The organism is Aquaspirillum soli, from assembly GCF_054781915.1.
The window spans coordinates 23,169-38,830 of record NZ_BAAGTM010000008.1 but is presented as its reverse complement, the minus strand read 5'-3'; the positions used below and the strand labels follow the sequence as shown (position 1 = coordinate 38,830).

At 49.8% G+C, this 15,662-nt stretch carries 18 protein-coding genes; 5 read left to right on the top strand and 13 right to left on the bottom strand.

Features of this window, described 5'->3' with window-relative positions; genetic code table 11:
* The first annotated feature begins 20 nt into the window (after positions 1–20).
* Positions 21–599, top strand: coding sequence for a TetR/AcrR family transcriptional regulator (locus ACYVJG_RS08665; RefSeq protein WP_022653934.1), 579 nt, complete (start codon positions 21–23; stop codon positions 597–599).
* 11 nt (positions 600–610) lie between these two features.
* On the opposite strand, the gene ACYVJG_RS08660 is transcribed toward ACYVJG_RS08665, so the two are convergent.
* The 6 genes from ACYVJG_RS08660 to ACYVJG_RS08635 all read right to left on the bottom strand — a co-directional run bounded on the left by ACYVJG_RS08660 (position 611) and on the right by ACYVJG_RS08635 (position 5,643).
* The gene (locus ACYVJG_RS08660) at positions 611–1,285 is read right to left on the bottom strand and encodes a GGDEF domain-containing response regulator (RefSeq protein WP_460430760.1); all 675 of its coding nucleotides are present in this window, start codon (positions 1,283–1,285) and stop codon (positions 611–613) included.
* Positions 1,209–1,862 (bottom strand): response regulator, encoded by a 654-nt coding sequence (locus ACYVJG_RS08655; RefSeq protein ID WP_460430706.1) that lies wholly within the window; start codon positions 1,860–1,862, stop codon positions 1,209–1,211. The genes ACYVJG_RS08660 and ACYVJG_RS08655 overlap by 77 nt, the downstream gene beginning before the upstream one ends.
* A 179-nt stretch (positions 1,863–2,041) precedes the next feature.
* A complete protein-coding gene (locus ACYVJG_RS08650) occupies positions 2,042–2,665 on the bottom strand; it encodes an alpha/beta hydrolase (protein WP_460430705.1) in 624 nt (207 codons plus the stop codon).
* A complete protein-coding gene (locus ACYVJG_RS08645; protein ID WP_460430704.1) occupies positions 2,658–2,981 on the bottom strand; it encodes a (2Fe-2S) ferredoxin domain-containing protein in 324 nt (107 codons plus the stop codon). The genes ACYVJG_RS08650 and ACYVJG_RS08645 overlap by 8 nt, the downstream gene beginning before the upstream one ends.
* Positions 2,982–3,021: 40 nt before the next feature.
* Positions 3,022–4,431, bottom strand: a complete 1,410-nt coding sequence (dnaB, locus tag ACYVJG_RS08640; protein ID WP_460430703.1) for a replicative DNA helicase — start codon at positions 4,429–4,431, stop codon at positions 3,022–3,024.
* Positions 4,432–4,470: 39 nt separating this feature from the next.
* A complete protein-coding gene (locus ACYVJG_RS08635) occupies positions 4,471–5,643 on the bottom strand; it encodes a BaiN/RdsA family NAD(P)/FAD-dependent oxidoreductase (RefSeq protein WP_460430702.1) in 1,173 nt (390 codons plus the stop codon).
* Positions 5,644–5,885: 242 nt separating this feature from the next.
* On the opposite strand from ACYVJG_RS08635, the gene fliW reads away from it, so the two are divergent.
* Complete coding sequence (gene fliW, locus ACYVJG_RS08630; protein ID WP_460430701.1) at positions 5,886–6,314, top strand: flagellar assembly protein FliW; 429 nt, start codon at positions 5,886–5,888, stop codon at positions 6,312–6,314.
* A gap of 54 nt (positions 6,315–6,368) precedes the next feature.
* Here the strand turns inward: fliW and aroA are convergent, their stop codons facing one another.
* From aroA to mltB, 5 genes are read right to left on the bottom strand one after another with little or no spacing between them, the layout of a single operon-like run.
* Positions 6,369–7,658, bottom strand: coding sequence for a 3-phosphoshikimate 1-carboxyvinyltransferase (gene aroA / locus ACYVJG_RS08625; RefSeq protein ID WP_022654659.1), 1,290 nt, complete (start codon positions 7,656–7,658; stop codon positions 6,369–6,371).
* A gap of 30 nt (positions 7,659–7,688) precedes the next feature.
* The gene (gene recR / locus ACYVJG_RS08620) at positions 7,689–8,294 is read right to left on the bottom strand and encodes a recombination mediator RecR (protein ID WP_022654658.1); all 606 of its coding nucleotides are present in this window, start codon (positions 8,292–8,294) and stop codon (positions 7,689–7,691) included.
* A 21-nt stretch (positions 8,295–8,315) separates the two neighbouring features.
* Positions 8,316–8,642 (bottom strand): YbaB/EbfC family nucleoid-associated protein, encoded by a 327-nt coding sequence (locus ACYVJG_RS08615; RefSeq protein WP_281166795.1) that lies wholly within the window; start codon positions 8,640–8,642, stop codon positions 8,316–8,318.
* Positions 8,643–8,673: 31 nt separating this feature from the next.
* Positions 8,674–10,542, bottom strand: coding sequence for a DNA polymerase III subunit gamma/tau (gene dnaX, locus ACYVJG_RS08610; RefSeq protein WP_460430700.1), 1,869 nt, complete (start codon positions 10,540–10,542; stop codon positions 8,674–8,676).
* Positions 10,543–10,575: 33 nt separating this feature from the next.
* Complete coding sequence (mltB, locus tag ACYVJG_RS08605; protein WP_460430699.1) at positions 10,576–11,592, bottom strand: lytic murein transglycosylase B; 1,017 nt, start codon at positions 11,590–11,592, stop codon at positions 10,576–10,578.
* 139 nt (positions 11,593–11,731) lie between these two features.
* Between mltB and ACYVJG_RS08600 the strand changes: the two genes are divergently transcribed.
* The 3 genes from ACYVJG_RS08600 to ACYVJG_RS08590 are packed head-to-tail and all read left to right on the top strand — an operon-like array spanning position 11,732 to position 12,534.
* Positions 11,732–12,256, top strand: coding sequence for a YbaK/EbsC family protein (locus tag ACYVJG_RS08600; protein WP_460430698.1), 525 nt, complete (start codon positions 11,732–11,734; stop codon positions 12,254–12,256).
* The gene (locus ACYVJG_RS08595; protein ID WP_460430697.1) at positions 12,210–12,329 is read left to right on the top strand and encodes an AAA family ATPase; all 120 of its coding nucleotides are present in this window, start codon (positions 12,210–12,212) and stop codon (positions 12,327–12,329) included. Before ACYVJG_RS08600 ends, ACYVJG_RS08595 begins: the two co-directional genes overlap by 47 nt.
* Positions 12,325–12,534: a PD-(D/E)XK nuclease domain-containing protein gene (locus ACYVJG_RS08590; RefSeq protein WP_460430759.1), complete on the top strand. Its 210-nt coding sequence runs from the start codon at positions 12,325–12,327 to the stop codon at positions 12,532–12,534. The genes ACYVJG_RS08595 and ACYVJG_RS08590 overlap by 5 nt, the downstream gene beginning before the upstream one ends.
* A gap of 4 nt (positions 12,535–12,538) precedes the next feature.
* On the opposite strand, the gene ACYVJG_RS08585 is transcribed toward ACYVJG_RS08590, so the two are convergent.
* Together ACYVJG_RS08585 and aceA are read right to left on the bottom strand one after the other, a co-directional pair.
* Positions 12,539–13,894, bottom strand: coding sequence for an ATP-binding protein (locus ACYVJG_RS08585; RefSeq protein WP_460430696.1), 1,356 nt, complete (start codon positions 13,892–13,894; stop codon positions 12,539–12,541).
* A gap of 230 nt (positions 13,895–14,124) precedes the next feature.
* Entirely contained in the window at positions 14,125–15,423 is a 1,299-nt protein-coding gene (aceA, locus tag ACYVJG_RS08580) for an isocitrate lyase (RefSeq protein ID WP_022654726.1), read from the bottom strand.
* Positions 15,424–15,662 lie beyond the last annotated feature (239 nt).

Genomic DNA, 15,662 nt, shown 5'->3' with positions numbered 1-15,662 from the left:
TATTAAAGGACAGATGAGGAATGCTTGTTTCTACCGAAGAAAATTCTCGTCGTATGGAGCTTGTACGTGCGGCTGCACGTCTATTTCGTGATCGTGGTTATGAACGAACCACGGTGCGTGATATTGGTAATGCGGTAGGGTTGCAGTCGGGTAGCTTGTTCTATCATTTTCGAACTAAAGAAGAAATTCTGGTCGCTGTGATGGCCTTGGGGATTAGCAATACCACAGAACAGCTGGCGGCTGCATTGGCCGAGGTGCAACATCCTCGCGATAAAGTGGCCACCTTGATTCGGGTGCATCTGCACTCTTTATTGGGCGAAAACCAAGCTGCACTAGAGGTCATGTTATACGAGTGGCGCAGTGTGTCAGAAGAACAGCGTCCGGGGCTGATTATTTTGCGTGATCGCTACGAAGCGCTGTGGCAACAGGCTTTAGACGAGGCGGCAGCAGTGGGCTTGGTCAAGCCCGATACCCGCTTATTACGCCGCACGTTGTTAGGCAGTTTGCATTGGTCAGTGCAATGGTTCCGCCGTGAAGGGGAATTATCAGTGGATGAATTAGCAGAACGTATGTTAGAGCTGGTGTTGGTTACCAAATAAGGGCGGCAACCTCAGCCGGCGAGTTGTACTTGGTTGCGTCCTTGTTGTTTCGCGAGATAGAGGGCTTCATCGGCTTGTTTGAGTGTTGCGGTAAGACTGTGTTTTGTGACTGCAGAAACACCAATGCTGATATTAAGCCGGAGTTCTCCTTGTGGAGTGGTGACAGGTCGATGCATAAGCTGTTGTCGCACATCGTTTAAACGGCTGACAAAATCACTGATGTTGCCATTGGCAATCGCCGTCACAAATTCTTCCCCACCAAAGCGGGCGGTTAAACCATCGGGAAAATGTTCTTGCAATAACTGCCCGACAAATTGAATGGCAACATCGCCTATATCGTGGCCATAGGTGTCATTGACTTGTTTGAAAAAATCAATGTCACTGATGGCAACACAATATTCGCCTTTGACACGCGCCATCTGATCTAAAAAATGACGCCGATTTGATAAATTGGTGAGCGGGTCTCGATTGGCTGCATGTTCGAGTGCTTGCACATTCTCGATAAATTCAATGTTGCGCGTGATACGACAAAAGAACTCTTCGGGACTGAACGGTTTGTGCATAAAATCGTCTGCACCTGCTTTGATAAAACGGGCGCCGATGACCGGATTAGTCAGCCCAGAAATACCAATAATCGACAAGCGATGATTGCCATACCGTCGCCGAATTTCGCTGGCAAAGCGCATCCCATCCATCCCCGGCATATCTTGATCGGTGAGCACCAAACGAATACAGGGCTCTTGCAGCAGCATATTGAGCCCTTTGGGCGCTATTTGCTTCGAACACCTGATAATGCTGCCGTTCGAGTAAATGCCGTAGGTAATTCCGCATCAACGCAGCATCATCAACAATTAACACGCCGATATTGGGATTTTTTTGCAGTCGGTTCAGCATCCGTACTACATATTCCAGTGCCGCAGGGCTGTCTTTCGGGACATAGTCCACCACCGAGAGGGCGAGGATTTTATCGCGGATAGAAATGTCGCTGTGTGCGGTCAGGGCGAGCGTCGGAATATTGGCGTCAATCAATAAGGGTAGGATTTCCCCTTCGATGGCATCCGGTAGGCAATAATCAGCCACAGCAGCAAAGAAATCGCCGTCGGTCGCTAAAATCTGTTCCACTTCTTGTAGGTTCATTGCCACCGTCGGGGCAAATCCTGCGGAATAGAGTAATTTAGTCAGACGTTTGAGCATCATCAAACTGTCTTCAACTATCAGCACTTTGGGCCGAATCGTCTCAAAGGGATCTGCGGCGACGTACATGAGTGAGTGAACCTTTGCGGGGAGATCGAGAGAGCTTATCGCAAAAATGATCTATTTATCTTTTGCTGTGTTTTTGTTATTTTATTTTTGTTTTGATTTATTGCAAGTAAATTTTATATTTATTGGGGATGGTGTGCTCACCGCTGCCAAGTCGAACCAGCGGTGAGTGAAGAGACAAATTAGTTCGTTGGTGCTAATAGCCGGTTTAATAGCTGGCCGAGTGGGATGAGTTTGCCATGAAAAAAGTGGCCTGCACCGGGAAAGACCACCACCGGTAGCTGTTGTGGCCGTGCCCATGCCAATACATCAGCTAACGGGATCACCTCATCTTCTTCTCCATGAATCACCAACGTATCTGGTGGGACTTCGGCGACTTGTGTTTCATAACGGCTCACAGCAGGGCCAAGCAAAATCAACCGTTGAGCTGCAACCCGTTGGCGGACATGACTCATGACAAAACCACCAAAGGAAAACCCCGCCAACACCAACGGCAAAGCGGTCCCATGCTGTTGCTGGGCAAAGTCGATGACTGCTAACACATCTTCTACTTCACCTCGGCCATAGTCGTGTTCGCCCTCGCTGGCGCCCACGCCGCGTAAATTCGGACAATAAACGGTATAGCCAAGCTGTGACAGGCTTTTCGCACAGGTTTGCACCACCTTATTGGTGTGTGTACCCCCTTGCAGTGGATTGGGATGCGCCACTACAGCAATGCCGCGTGTCGGTCCTTTAGCCATCACAACGATCGTGTCTAACCCACCCACTGGGCCGGCGACGGTGATTTTTTCCGGCATCTTAAGCATGGTCCGCCACTCGCAAGCGTTCAACGATACGACCATGTTGCAGATGTTCAGTCAAAATTTCATCAATATCTTCTTCGTCAACAAAGGTATACCAGACGGCTTCGGGATACACCACTAACAAGGGTCCTTGTTCACACCGATCAAAACAGCCCGCTTTTTGTACCCGAACTCGTCCGCTATCCAGTAAACCCAGTGCTTTTACTTTTTGTTTGGCATAGTCGAGCATCGCACTGCCGCCATGATTGTGACAGCATTGCCGTTCACCCTCGGCACGTTGATTGACACAGAAAAAAACATGATGGTTGTAGTAACTCATCACAGTTGCCTTTCTTTATAAAAAAATCGAATCACTGCGATCATTCGTGGCTGTCCCAACTGCGGTTAGGATCGAGGACCGCATTTTCAAACCGTGAATACATCCCCCGGAAGGCCAAGCGCACAATCCCCGTTGGGCCATTCCGATGTTTACCAATAATCACCTCGGCTAAACCTTTATCAGGTGAATCAGGGTTGTAGTATTCATCACGGTACATAAACATAATCAAATCGGCGTCTTGCTCAATGGCACCCGACTCACGCAAATCAGACATCATTGGCCGTTTATTGGGCCGTTGTTCAACCGAGCGGTTTAACTGTGACAAGGCAATCACTGGCACTGAGAGTTCCCGTGCCAAGCCTTTCATCGCCCGCGAAATCTCCGAAATTTCCGCTGTACGATTTTGTTGTTGGCGCGCACCGTGGCTGCTACCGCTCATCAACTGTAAATAATCCACCACAATCAGCCCCAATTTCCCATCAAAACGGCGTGCTAAACGCCGCGAACGGGCGCGCAACTCGAGCGCGGATAAGCTGGGGGTTTCATCAATAAAAATTTTTGCATCCGCCAGCACACCTAGGGCGTGGGTAAATTTTTGCCAATCCTCATCGTCAAAACGACCGGTACGCAATTTATGTTGGTCGAGCCGACCAACCGAGCCGATCATCCGCGTTGCCAACTGGGTGGCTGGCATTTCCATTGAAAAAACGGCAACTGGCAGCGCAGTTTGAATCGCAACATTCTCGGCCAAATTCATGGCAAAAGCGGTTTTCCCCATCGAGGGCCTCCCCGCCACAATAATCAGATCACCGGGTTGTAAGCCAGAGGTTTTCTCATCGATATCAATAAACCCAGTGGGAATGCCTGTCACCGCATCGGGATTGTCTCGGCTATAGAGATGGTCAATTCGCGTGGTGACTTCGGTGAGGATATCTGGCATTTCCAAAAAGCCTTGCTGCGTGCGAGCACTGCTTTCAGCAATTTGAAACACCTTGGATTCGGCTTCATCCAACAGCTGGGCGGCTTCTCGTCCCTGTGGGTTAAAAGCCGATTCCACAATCTCGTTGCCAACCGAAACCAACTGCCGCATCACCGATTGTTCACGCACAATTTCGGCATAACGCTTGATGTTGGCTGAGGAAGGCGTGTTTTGTGTCAACGTGACGAGATACGATAAGCCCCCGATCAATTCCAATTCGTTTTGTGCCTGTAAACGTTCGGAAACGGTGAGGGCATCGGCGGGGCGACTGGCATCTAATAGCCGTACAATCGCCAACCAAATCAGGCGGTGCTCATGGCGATAAAAATCTTGTGCCATGATTAAGTCAGCGACTTTTTCCCACGCGCTGTTATCTAACAGCAACGCCCCAAGCACGGCTTGTTCTGCCTCGGTGGAATGGGGCGGTAGGCGTAATTCAGATAAAGGGTCGGCAGGTAAGGATTCAGACATGAAACAAAACCGTTTCACAATAACGAGTGGCTGCGTAGTTTAGCAGTTTCGCCCTGCCACGACGCCACTCGACCACGCCCATTGAAAGTTATATCCCCCCAACCAGCCAGTCACATCCACCACTTCGCCAATGAAAAATAATCCCGGCACCCGTTGTGCCATCAGGGTTTTCGAGCTCAATTCTCGGGTGGAGACACCACCGCGTGTCACCTCGGCTTTTTTGTAACCTTGCGTACCGTTGGGGCGTAATTGAAATTGATGGGCTGCTTGTTCAAGCTGTGCCAAGTGTTTTTTGCTGAGTTGGCGACTGTTGCCATCAATGCCCAACCGTTGTAACCACGCTTCGGCAAACCGGCGTGGCCAATACTCTGCCAAACGATTGAGCAAGGTTTTGTCACGTCGCTCGGCTGCATCGATAAAGTCGGTGATAGTCTGATCTGGCATTAAATCCAACGTCACCCTTTCGCCTGCACGCCAATAGCTGGAAATTTGCAAAATCGCAGGACCAGAGAGCCCTTTATGGGTCAACAACCCTGCTTCACGAAAAGCTGGGCCGTGTTCGGCTTGTGCCGACATCGACAGCGCAATCCCAGACAGCGGCGCAAATTGTTCACAATCTTCGCGATGCAATGTTAAAGGAACCAAGGCAGGCGCGAGTTCGGTCACCGCCAAGCCAAATTGTTCAGCCAGACGATAGCCGAATGGGCTGGCGCCAATTTGTGGGATAGATAAGCCCCCTGTGGCAATCACCAGTGACGCTGCTTGAAAGCGTCCTTGTGAGGTGTTGAGCTGAAACACATCGCTGCGGCTGACATCTTGGACCGACACACCCAGTTGCATCACCACCCCAGCGGCTTGGCAGCGTTGGTGCAGCATATCAATAATGTCTTGGCTACTGTGGTCACAAAATAACTGGCCAAGGGTTTTTTCATGCCACGGGATACGATGTTCCTTGAGATACGCTAAAAAATCCCATTGGCTAAACTGTGCCAATGCTGAGCGACAGAAGTGCGGATTGTCCGAAATAAAACGGTCGGGGTGAATGTCGAGGTTGGTAAAGTTGCAACGACCACCGCCCGAGATGCGGATTTTTTCTGCCAATTTTGTATTGTGGTCTAACAACAAGACACGCCGACCGCGTGCACCGGCGGTTGCTGCACAAATTAAACCGGCGGCACCGGCACCGATAATGATGACATCAAATACATTCATGAACTTTGCTTTCGTACTGCTAGGGGTTGTTTGGCATAGCGTGATGCTGTTGTTTGTGTTGGCTATTCTATGAGTCTTATTTCATCCGGATAAGGCACAATAAAATGCTGTGGTTTGAGCAAATTAGCATCACTGCATCTGATACAAGGCAAATGGGTCACAGAATTGTTATCAAGCTAGGTTAATATCGTGTCAGAATAAGCGCTGTGCAGAATCTGCACCTACATTTCAAGGAGAGACCGATGCTGTTTCAATCTAGCTTGCTTGGCCCTGTCGAAGTTGACGAAAACACTGTATTACACTTCCCTGCTGGTTTGCCAGGGTTAGAGGGCTGCACACGCTTTAAGCTGTTCCATGAAGAAAACGACAGCCCTCGTGTCTTCTGGATGCAGTCGCTGGATGATGCAGACATTCTGTTCAGCGTAGTGGATGCCCAAGAAGTGGCTGTCCGTTATGAAATTGAACTGACCCCTGCCGAAATTGACGCTTTGCAGCTCAAAGCCGCTGACGATGCAGCAGTGTTGGTGATTGTTTACAAAGATGGTCAAGAACAAACCGACCCAATGGGCAAGTTGCGTGCAAACTTACGCAGCCCATTGGTGATTAACTTGGAAACTCGCATTGGTTTGCAAAAAGTAGGCTTGAACTGCGACATCGTGTTCCGTAGCTAATCCCCTGCTCTGCGATACCAAAAACGCTCTGCCAGTCAGCAGAGCGTTTTTTTGTTAAGGGGCTTGAATGGCTTCCAATGCTTCGAAATAGCGTGGGAAGGTTTTTGCCACACAATCAGGGTCGCGAATAATGACCGAGGTGGCAAAGCTGACTAAGGACAGACACATGGCCATTCGATGGTCGTCATACGTATCAATTTCTGCATCTGGCAAGAAAACTTGCGGTGGCGTGATACGGATATAGTCTTCCCCTTCTTCTACTTGTGCGCCGACTTTGCGTAATTCTGCTGCCATCGCTGCAATGCGGTCGGTTTCCTTGACGCGCCAACTGGCAATATTGGTTAGGGTGGTGACGCCCTCGGCAAATAATGCACACGCAGCTAAGGTCATGGCCGCATCAGGAATATGATTGCAATCGAGGGTAATGGCTTTGACCTTGCCATCTGCGGGTGCTTCTGCCTCAATCCAATGTTCTCCCATGCGAATCACTGCACCCATCTCGGCCAACGCTTCAGCAAAACGTACATCCCCCTGAATCGAATGGGCCCCCACGCCTTGTACACGCACCGGCCCACCCCCTAATAACCCTGCGGCGAGGAAATAACTGGCTGAACTGGCATCGCCTTCAACATAAATTTCTGTTGGGCTGCGATAGGCTTGCGCCGGCACGGTAAAGGCTTGCCAGCCTTCACGGGCGACTTCGACCCCAAATTTCGACATCAAACGTAGGGTGATATCAATATACGGTTTAGAAATCAGCTCGCCGATCACTTCCACTCGGGTCGCTTGTTGGGCTAGGGGCAGCGCCATTAACAGTGCAGTCAAAAACTGACTCGAGACATCGCCGCGTACTTTTACGACACCGCCGGCGGTGATGGTGGCCGGTTCAATCAACAGCGGAGGAAAACCGCTGTTGCCGAGGTATTCAATTTTTGCCCCCAAAGTGTGGAGGGCTTCAACCAAATCACCAATTGGCCTTTCGTGCATCCGTGGCACGCCAGACAGGTGATACTGTCCGCCCATCAACGCCAAGGCAGCGGTGAGTGGGCGAAAGGCGGTGCCGGCATTGCCTAAAAAAAGTTTGGCATCTTTGACCGGAAATGCTCCCCCTGCCCCTTTTACCCGATAATCTCCGGCAATCGGTTGTTCTTCGACTTCAACACCAAGCGCAGTGAGTGCATCAAGCATTCGCCGTGTGTCATCTGAATCGAGCAGACCATGAATCAGCGTTTCCCCTTCTGCCAACGCGGCCAATAAGAGGGTGCGGTTAGAAATACTTTTTGAGCCCGGTAAATCTAAAGCACCACGCGCCCGTGGCTGATGTTGCAGTTTTAGAGTGAGCATGGGAAATTTCGCGTCCAAAAATAAAAAGAATTAAGACGAGGCGAGGTGTCGACGCTCGTAAAAAGCTTGTGCCAGTGTGCCCGGATCGGTGAATTCCAGCTCACCGCCGACCGGCATGCCACGTGCAATACGCGAGACCGTTAAACCATGTCCTCGCAGCATTTCGCTGATGACATGAGCCGTGGCCTCTCCCTCGGCAGTGTAATTAGTCGCCAATATGACTTCTTGAACCACACCATCTAAAGCGCGTTGTTGTAAGCGGTCGAGTTGAAGCTCTTGTGGGCCAATGCCATCTAATGGTGAAAGCCGTCCCATCAAGACAAAATAGAAGCCGTTGAAACAACGGCTTTCTTCTAGACGCAACAAATCAACCGGCATTTCCACGATACATAAACGCTGTGGGTCGCGGCTGGTATCCAGACAGATATCACACAACGGGCTTTCGCTAAAAGTATGGCAACGTTGGCAATGGCCCAAATGATCGAGCGCATGTTGTAACGCGTGTGCCAGTTGTGCCGCACCGCTGCGGTCGTGTTGCAGCAGGTGATAGGCCATGCGTAGTGCAGATTTTGGCCCCACCCCCGGTAACACCCGCAGCGCAGACACCAGCTGCGCCAAAGACATTGGCGTGTTCATTGGTTGGTCACTTGTGGATCATTAGAAAGGCATTTTGAAGCCGGGAGGCAGATTCAAACCCGCTGTAAAGCCTGCCATTCTCTCTTGCGATGTGGTCTCGGCACGACGATTGGCATCGTTGACTGCCGCTGCAATCAAGTCTTCTAACATCTCTTTATCATCCATCACAGCAGGGTCGATGGTCACGCGTCTGATGTCGTGGTTACACGCCATCACAATTTTGACCATGCCAGCCCCAGATTGACCTTCAACTTCGATTTTGGCCAATTCCTCTTGGGCTTTTTTCATGTTTTCCTGCATTTGCTGGGCCTGTTTCATCAGACCCGCGATGCCGCCTTTTAACATCAAACACTCCTTAATCAATCACAGAGAGGGCGCATTATGCTTGCGCCGGTGGTGGGGTGAGAACTCGAATTGAGTCTTCAATAATCACTGCATCCAAGGTGTTCACCAACTGTTGAACGACCTCGTCTTGGGCAAACTCCTGCCGTGCTTGTTCCAACTGTTCACGGCGTAGGCGTTCTTGTTGGCTGAAATGGGTTTCGCCTTCAATGGTGCCAAATTCAATGGCTAATCGTACGGGGTGACCCAGATAATCCTGCATGATTTGGGTCAATTTCTCTTGATACTGTTGTACTAAGCGACGTTGTCCCTCGGGAATCCGCAAGCGGAATACGTCGCCTTGATGCCCCAAATACTCAGCATGTTGCAACACCACTTGTCCGGCGCCAAGCTGTGGCCGAACCGCTTGCACTAATTGATACCAATCCCCTTGCCAGCTGGCAGTGGGGGGCGCAGTGGTGTTTGTTGTCATTGCCACTTCTACCACGGGTGACGGTGAATCTTCCCAAGGAGGTGAAACAGGGGGTGGTGTTTGTTGCACGGGGGGCGCGATTGTTACCGCTGGTGCAATTGGTGTGGGCGGTGCCGCTGGTGTTGCGCGTGGTGGTTCGTTTACCGTTGGCACCGACGCGGTAACGGCAGGGCTTTTGCCTTGTTTGTTATTGCGGATTTTATCAATTATGGCGCGGGCCGCCGCTGGGCCGGTGGCGCTCGTTGCGACAGACTGCGACAGGGTTGACGTTGCGGTTGGTTTGCTGGCGCTTGTTGTCACAGTGGGCGAATGTGACGTGCTGGCAGCCTGCGTAAGATGGCGGGCGCGTTGGCTGGGATGAAACGCCAATAAGCGCAACAGGGTCATGGTAAAACCAGCATAATCGTCTGGTGCCAGCGGCAAGTCACGCCGACCTAACAACACGATTTGGTAATAGAGTTGCACATCTTCTGCTGGAATTAACTCGGCAAGGGCAAACAAACTGTCTCGTTCAGGCTCGTCGTTGTCAATGGCCGTTGGGACGGTTTGTGCTAGGGCAATTTGTTGTAATACCACGGCCAGTTCACTCAGCGCAGTGTCTAAACTGCTGCCCTGTGCGGCCAGTTGTTCGGCTTCGGCCAACAATGCACTGCCATCATCGGCGGCAAGGTGAGCGAGCAAGGCAAATAAATGTCGTCGATCCACCGCCCCCAACATCGCCCGCACACCTTGTTCCTCGACGGCACCCAAACCATACGCGATGGCTTGATCCAATAGCGACAGCGCATCACGCATCGAACCTGCGGCGGCTCGCGCTAACAGCACCAAAGCGGGTGTGTCATAGCTGACCCCTTCCACCTCCAACACATGGCTAAGGTGGCTGGCAATTTGTGGTGCAGTCATATTGCGTAAGGAAAACTGCAAACAGCGTGACAATACCGTCACCGGCACTTTTTGCGGGTCGGTGGTGGCAAGGATAAATTTCACATGTGCGGGAGGCTCTTCCAATGTTTTTAGCATGGCATTGAAAGCCGATTTCGACAGCATGTGAACTTCATCGATGATATACACCTTATAACGTCCGGCTGTGGGCGCATATTGGGCGTTTTCAATCACTTCACGGATGTTGTCGATGCCGGTATTACTGGCCGCATCAATTTCTAATAAATCAACGAAGCGGCCACTGTCGATTTGTACACACGCGCTGCATTCACCACAGGGTTCTGCACCGACACCCTGCTCACAATTCAGGCTTTTGGCCAAAATACGCGCAATGGTCGTTTTACCAACACCACGGGTGCCGGTTAACAGATAAGCATGATGTAGCCGTTGTTGATTTAAAGCATTGCCAAGGGCACGGACAACATGCTCTTGTCCGACTAAGTCAGCAAAACGTTTAGGGCGCCACTTACGGGCAAGGACTTGATAGCTCATAGGGGCCGATTCTAGCAGATTGCAGCAGACCCGTTATTGGCTTGCAGCCGCAGCTAAGGCAGCGAGGCGTTTATCATGGATTTCTTCTGCCAGTTGATGCACTGCCATCGCATAGAGTGTGCTCTTGTTATAGCGGGTGATGGTGTAGAAGTTCTGTAAACCAATCCAGTATTCGGTGACCCCTGCGGCGGTTTCTAATGGGAATAACACCGCTTTAGCCCGATCATTGCCTTCCCCGCCGAGGGTTTTTAAACCACGCTGTTTGAGTTCTGCAATGCTGTAGTGCAAATTAAATTTATCTGCCACCAGACGCTCACGTTCTTTCACTTCTGAGGCATCTACCGGCAACACAACATCCGCGCCTTTTTGCCAACCATGTTTCTGCAAATAATTGGCAACCGAGGCGATAGCATCGGCTGGGCTGGCCCAGATATTACGGTGACCGTCTCCATCAAAATCCACTGCCCACTTGCGGAAGCTTGAAGGCATAAACTGTGGCATCCCCATTGCTCCTGCGTAGGAGCCAACAAAGGACAGTGGGTCGGCGTTTTCTTCTAAGGTTAAATGAAAAAATTCGGCCAATTCACTGTGGAAATAGCTGGCGCGGCGTGGGTAATCAAAGGCCAAGGTGCTGAGGGCATCCACGACACGAAAATTGCCACTCAAACGACCATAACGGGTTTCGACGCCTAAAATAGCGACAATAATCTCTGCCGGTACGCCATAGTGTTGTTCGACGGCTTGCAATGTTTTGGCGTGTTTTGCCCAAAACGCGACACCGCCATCAATCAAAGCGGTGTTGAGAAAATTTGGCCGAAATTGATACCACGGCCGAGACGTCGATGGCCGATCCATAATTTTCAAAATCGAGGGTTTGGTATTCACAGCGCGAAGGGTCGCTTCAATGACATCGCGGGGCACGCCTCTTTCTCGGCTGGTTTGTTCCATAAAAGCCTGCACTTCTGGACGCATCAACAGCGCTTCATCTGCTTGGGCAGTGGCGGTGAACACAGAAAATAAGCAGGCGGAGAGAAATGCCAAGCGTTGCATGTCAAACCCTTAAATACAAAGAAAAAAAACATAGTACCTGCAAAGAACAGGAAGTGCTATGCACTTTCCCGCTAAAAGCCGCTGTGATTGGGATTTAGCGCAGAAAATCGTATGATGTTTTATTTTGTTGGAGAACAAAATGAGTCTAGAAAGCGCCCGTGCCTATCTGAAAAATTGGCAGCGTGACCAAGATATTTTGGAATTTTCTGTGTCCAGTGCAACAGTTGAATTGGCTGCCAAGGCGTTAAACACAGATCCTGCACATATTGCGAAAACACTGTCGTTTATGGTCAACGGTAAACCCATTTTGGTCGTAGCCAGTGGCGATAAAAGAATCGATAACCGCAAATTTAAGCAAACTTTTGGCACTAAGCCGGTGATGTTAGCGCCCGAACAGGTGGAAGCATTGATCGGACATCAAGTGGGTGGGGTGTGTCCGTTTGGTGTCAACGAGGGCGTAACCATCTATCTTGATGATTCGTTGCAAGACTATGAGTTTGTTTACCCTGCTTGTGGCAGTGCCCAATCAGCGATTCAACTCACCCCAGATGAATTAGCCACAATTGTTCATGCGGCAAAATGGATCGACGTCTGTAAAGCTAAGTCTGAGGAACATCATGTTACCGCACAAGAAACTGCCAATCGGGATCCAAACCTTCGCTAAAATTCGCGAAGACAACCATTACTACATCGACAAAACCCCGATGGCTTACCAACTGGTGACAAGGCCGCATTGACATGGCGGTGTTGTTTAACCAACAAGTCTATTTGTTTGAATTCAAAGTTGTCGAAGCGACACCACAAGGCAAAGCCTCACAACAACTGCAAGACCGAGGCTATGCCGAGAAATACCGCAGCCGAGGTGAGCCGATTCACTTAATCGGGATTGAGTTTAGCCGTGAACAGCGGAATGTGGTGGCTTGCGATTATCAGCTAGGTTGATCTCTCAATCCAAAGGTAAATACTGTGTGAAATACAAAGGCATGACGATGTTGATTTGCTCTAGTGCAGGTGAGCCTTGTGTACCAGTCAACTTAAATGTTTTGCTCGGCTTGCATTTTTCTATGTAGGAAGCCAGCGATTTGGCGCGTGTCCGTTTACCGCTTTTGACTTCTACAGGGACAATATCGCCATCATTCATAGTAAGGAGAAACTCAATTTCTGCCCGTGCATCGTTCCAAGAATAACTTGGGTCGATACCCATGGCGGTGAGCTCCTGTTGCACAAAGTTTTCGGCAATATAACCTTTGTACTCATAGTGTTGCTGTTTGATTTCTTTATAACTGCTGCCCAGCATATGGTTGAGTAAGCCGATATCAAATAAGAACAGCTTTACCATATTCTCTTTCTTGTAGGCTGCAAGAGGGGCTTTGGGTTGACCTTCAATCGGATAGTTTGCCAAAGCTAAGCGACAGCACTTTAACCAGTGGATGGCTGTTTCAAAATCGCTATAACGAGATTTACGCTCATGGACGTTTTTAAATTTAAAACGTTTCACTGACTCATCGACAACTAGGGAGAGCTGTGTAGGAATGCTATTGAATACTGATTCGATCAGTGTTACATCGACCTTCCCCGCGTACTTACCAAAATCGCGGCGATAACCTGCAACTAAATCAGCATGAATTTTAGAGACCTTATCGACACGTTCTAAAATGCTCGATTCTTTATATTGATACCAAGCTGCAACCGCTTCAGGCATCCCACCGGTAAAAAAGTAGTCTGTGAGTTTATCCATCAATTTGTTATGTGCCGCAGGGGTGCTCGCTTGGCTATCAAATGCTTTGATCAGGGCTGATTCTTCTGAAGCATAAATAAACTCCTGAAAGGTGAGTGGACGCAAGTTGTATTGCTCGACTTTTCCAACAGGGAAGCTATTTAACAAACCAATATTTGAGCCACTGGCTGCTACAAAGTAAGACGGTGCTTTTTCAGCAAAGTATTTGAGTGAGGTCACTGCCCGTTCACACTCACCAATTTCATCTAAGATCAATAGATCTGTTTCTGGGTGAAATCTCTGGTTGGTGATGAGTTCAATATTCATCAACAAATCATCAGGGGTCAGCGAACCAGCAAATGCTTCTTTGTAAGCAGGATTTTCCAGAAAATCGAGACGAAGAACGTTAGCAAACGTATTGCCAAACAATTCTTGTAACAAGAATGTTTTACCCGTCTGTCTTGCCCCGTCTATCAATAGGGGTTTGCGGATCGGTTGATTTTTCCATGCGATGAGTGTGCTAAGTAAGGTACGTTTCATCATTTTGGCCTGTGTAGCAAATTGTTCAACCGCCAATGCTAGCACTTACTCTGCATTATTATGCGCATAAAAAAGTTTATATCCGCACTTTTATGCGCATAAAAGTGTTATTTTCTCCTTGAGCTTGGATCAGTCCTTATCATGACCACCACAACAAAACACTGTGGGTATGGTTAATCTTCTAAGCCCAAAAAAAGAACAACCCCCACCTATTACTAGGCGGGGGTGTTTTCTGTCCATCCCACTTAATTCACCGGTTCAGACCGGCGTTGGGATTAGTGGAATTGCTCTTCTTCGGTCGAACCGGTCAGCGCGGTCACGCTGGATTGGCCGCCTTGGATCACAGTGGTCACATCGTCGAAGTAACCTGTGCCGACTTCCTGTTGGTGCGACACGAAGGTGTAGCCACGATCGCGAGCGGCGAATTCTGGCTCTTGCACCTTCTCGACGTAGGCAGACATACCACGTTGTGCGTAGTCTTGTGCCAAGTCGAACATGTTGTACCACATGGAGTGAATACCAGCCAAAGTGATGAACTGATATTTGTAGCCCATTGCGCCCAGTTCGCGCTGGAATTTGGCGATGGTGGCATCGTCCAAGTTTTTCTTCCAGTTGAAGGAAGGCGAGCAGTTGTAAGCCAACAGTTTGCCTGGGAATTTAGCGTGGATTGCTTCTGCGAATTGACGCGCAAATTCCAGATCTGGGGTACCTGTTTCACACCAGATGAGGTCGGCGTAAGGTGCATAAGCCAAGCCACGGGAAATGGCTTGTTCCAGACCTTTTTTGGTTTTGTAGAAGCCTTCGGCGGTGCGCTCACCGGTCACGAATGGTTTGTCGTTTTCGTCGTAGTCAGAGGTCAGCAAGTCAGCTGCTTCAGCATCGGTACGAGCCAAGATCAGAGTTGGAACACCCAACACGTCGGAAGCCAGACGAGCAGCGATCAGTTTTTGCACAGCTTCTTGTGTTGGCACCAACACTTTACCGCCCATGTGACCACATTTTTTCACCGAAGCCAATTGGTCTTCGAAGTGAACGCCAGCAGCACCGGCTTTGATCATGGACTTCATCAATTCGTAGGCATTCAACACGCCACCGAAACCGGCTTCAGCATCAGCAACGATAGGTGCGAAGTAGTCGATGTAACCTTCTTGACCTGCATCAACGCCTTTGGAGTGTTGAATTTCGTCTGCACGTTTGAAGGTGTTGTTGATGCGCTCAACCACTGCAGGCACCGAGTTGACTGGGTACAGCGATTGGTCTGGGTACATGGACATGTAGCTGTTGTTATCAGCAGCAACTTGCCAGCCGGACAGGTAAATGGCTTTGATGCCAGCTTTCACTTGTTGCATGGCTTGACCACCGGTCAATGCGCCCAAGCAGTTGATGAAAGGTTCGTTGTGTACCAGGTTCCACAGTTTTTCAGCTCCGCGACGAGCCAAAGTGTATTCCACTGGGAAGGAGCCGCGCAGGCGCTCCACGTCAGCAGCAGTGTAGCCACGCTTAATACCGGCCCAGCGTGGGTTCTCGGCCCAATCTTTTTCAATAGCGGCGATACGTTGTTCGCGAGTTGTCATGTGTAAAACCTCAGGTGTAGAAAAAATAATGTTGCTAAAGCGAGCCTAAGCCCTAACGTGTGCCTCTTGCACTAAACAAGAGCGCAACACAGGGTTGGATTACCCCTGTGTAAGCCAGACTCTGATAGTGAGTCTGGCCTTTACCTCAGCGCAGCAGACGAGGTGATTCGTTGCTGTGCAGACCGATTTAACGGCATTGCGGAGAGGATTAGAGCATAAAAAAAAACGTCTGTGTGCAC

Excerpts from the sequence above, each read along its gene's own strand:
- ACYVJG_RS08665 (WP_022653934.1), top strand. The coding sequence starts at position 21 with ATGCTTGTTTCTACCGAAGAAAATTCTCGTCGTATGGAGCTTGTACGT.
- ACYVJG_RS08660 (WP_460430760.1), bottom strand. The coding sequence starts at position 1,285 with ATGCGCTTTGCCAGCGAAATTCGGCGACGGTATGGCAATCATCGCTTG.
- ACYVJG_RS08655 (WP_460430706.1), bottom strand. The coding sequence starts at position 1,862 with ATGTACGTCGCCGCAGATCCCTTTGAGACGATTCGGCCCAAAGTGCTG.
- ACYVJG_RS08650 (WP_460430705.1), bottom strand. The coding sequence starts at position 2,665 with ATGCTTAAGATGCCGGAAAAAATCACCGTCGCCGGCCCAGTGGGTGGG.
- ACYVJG_RS08645 (WP_460430704.1), bottom strand. The coding sequence starts at position 2,981 with ATGAGTTACTACAACCATCATGTTTTTTTCTGTGTCAATCAACGTGCC.
- dnaB (WP_460430703.1), bottom strand. The coding sequence starts at position 4,431 with ATGTCTGAATCCTTACCTGCCGACCCTTTATCTGAATTACGCCTACCG.
- ACYVJG_RS08635 (WP_460430702.1), bottom strand. The coding sequence starts at position 5,643 with ATGAATGTATTTGATGTCATCATTATCGGTGCCGGTGCCGCCGGTTTA.
- fliW (WP_460430701.1), top strand. The coding sequence starts at position 5,886 with ATGCTGTTTCAATCTAGCTTGCTTGGCCCTGTCGAAGTTGACGAAAAC.
- aroA (WP_022654659.1), bottom strand. The coding sequence starts at position 7,658 with ATGCTCACTCTAAAACTGCAACATCAGCCACGGGCGCGTGGTGCTTTA.
- recR (WP_022654658.1), bottom strand. The coding sequence starts at position 8,294 with ATGAACACGCCAATGTCTTTGGCGCAGCTGGTGTCTGCGCTGCGGGTG.
- dnaX (WP_460430700.1), bottom strand. The coding sequence starts at position 10,542 with ATGAGCTATCAAGTCCTTGCCCGTAAGTGGCGCCCTAAACGTTTTGCT.
- mltB (WP_460430699.1), bottom strand. The coding sequence starts at position 11,592 with ATGCAACGCTTGGCATTTCTCTCCGCCTGCTTATTTTCTGTGTTCACC.
- ACYVJG_RS08600 (WP_460430698.1), top strand. The coding sequence starts at position 11,732 with ATGAGTCTAGAAAGCGCCCGTGCCTATCTGAAAAATTGGCAGCGTGAC.
- ACYVJG_RS08595 (WP_460430697.1), top strand. The coding sequence starts at position 12,210 with ATGTTACCGCACAAGAAACTGCCAATCGGGATCCAAACCTTCGCTAAA.
- aceA (WP_022654726.1), bottom strand. The coding sequence starts at position 15,423 with ATGACAACTCGCGAACAACGTATCGCCGCTATTGAAAAAGATTGGGCC.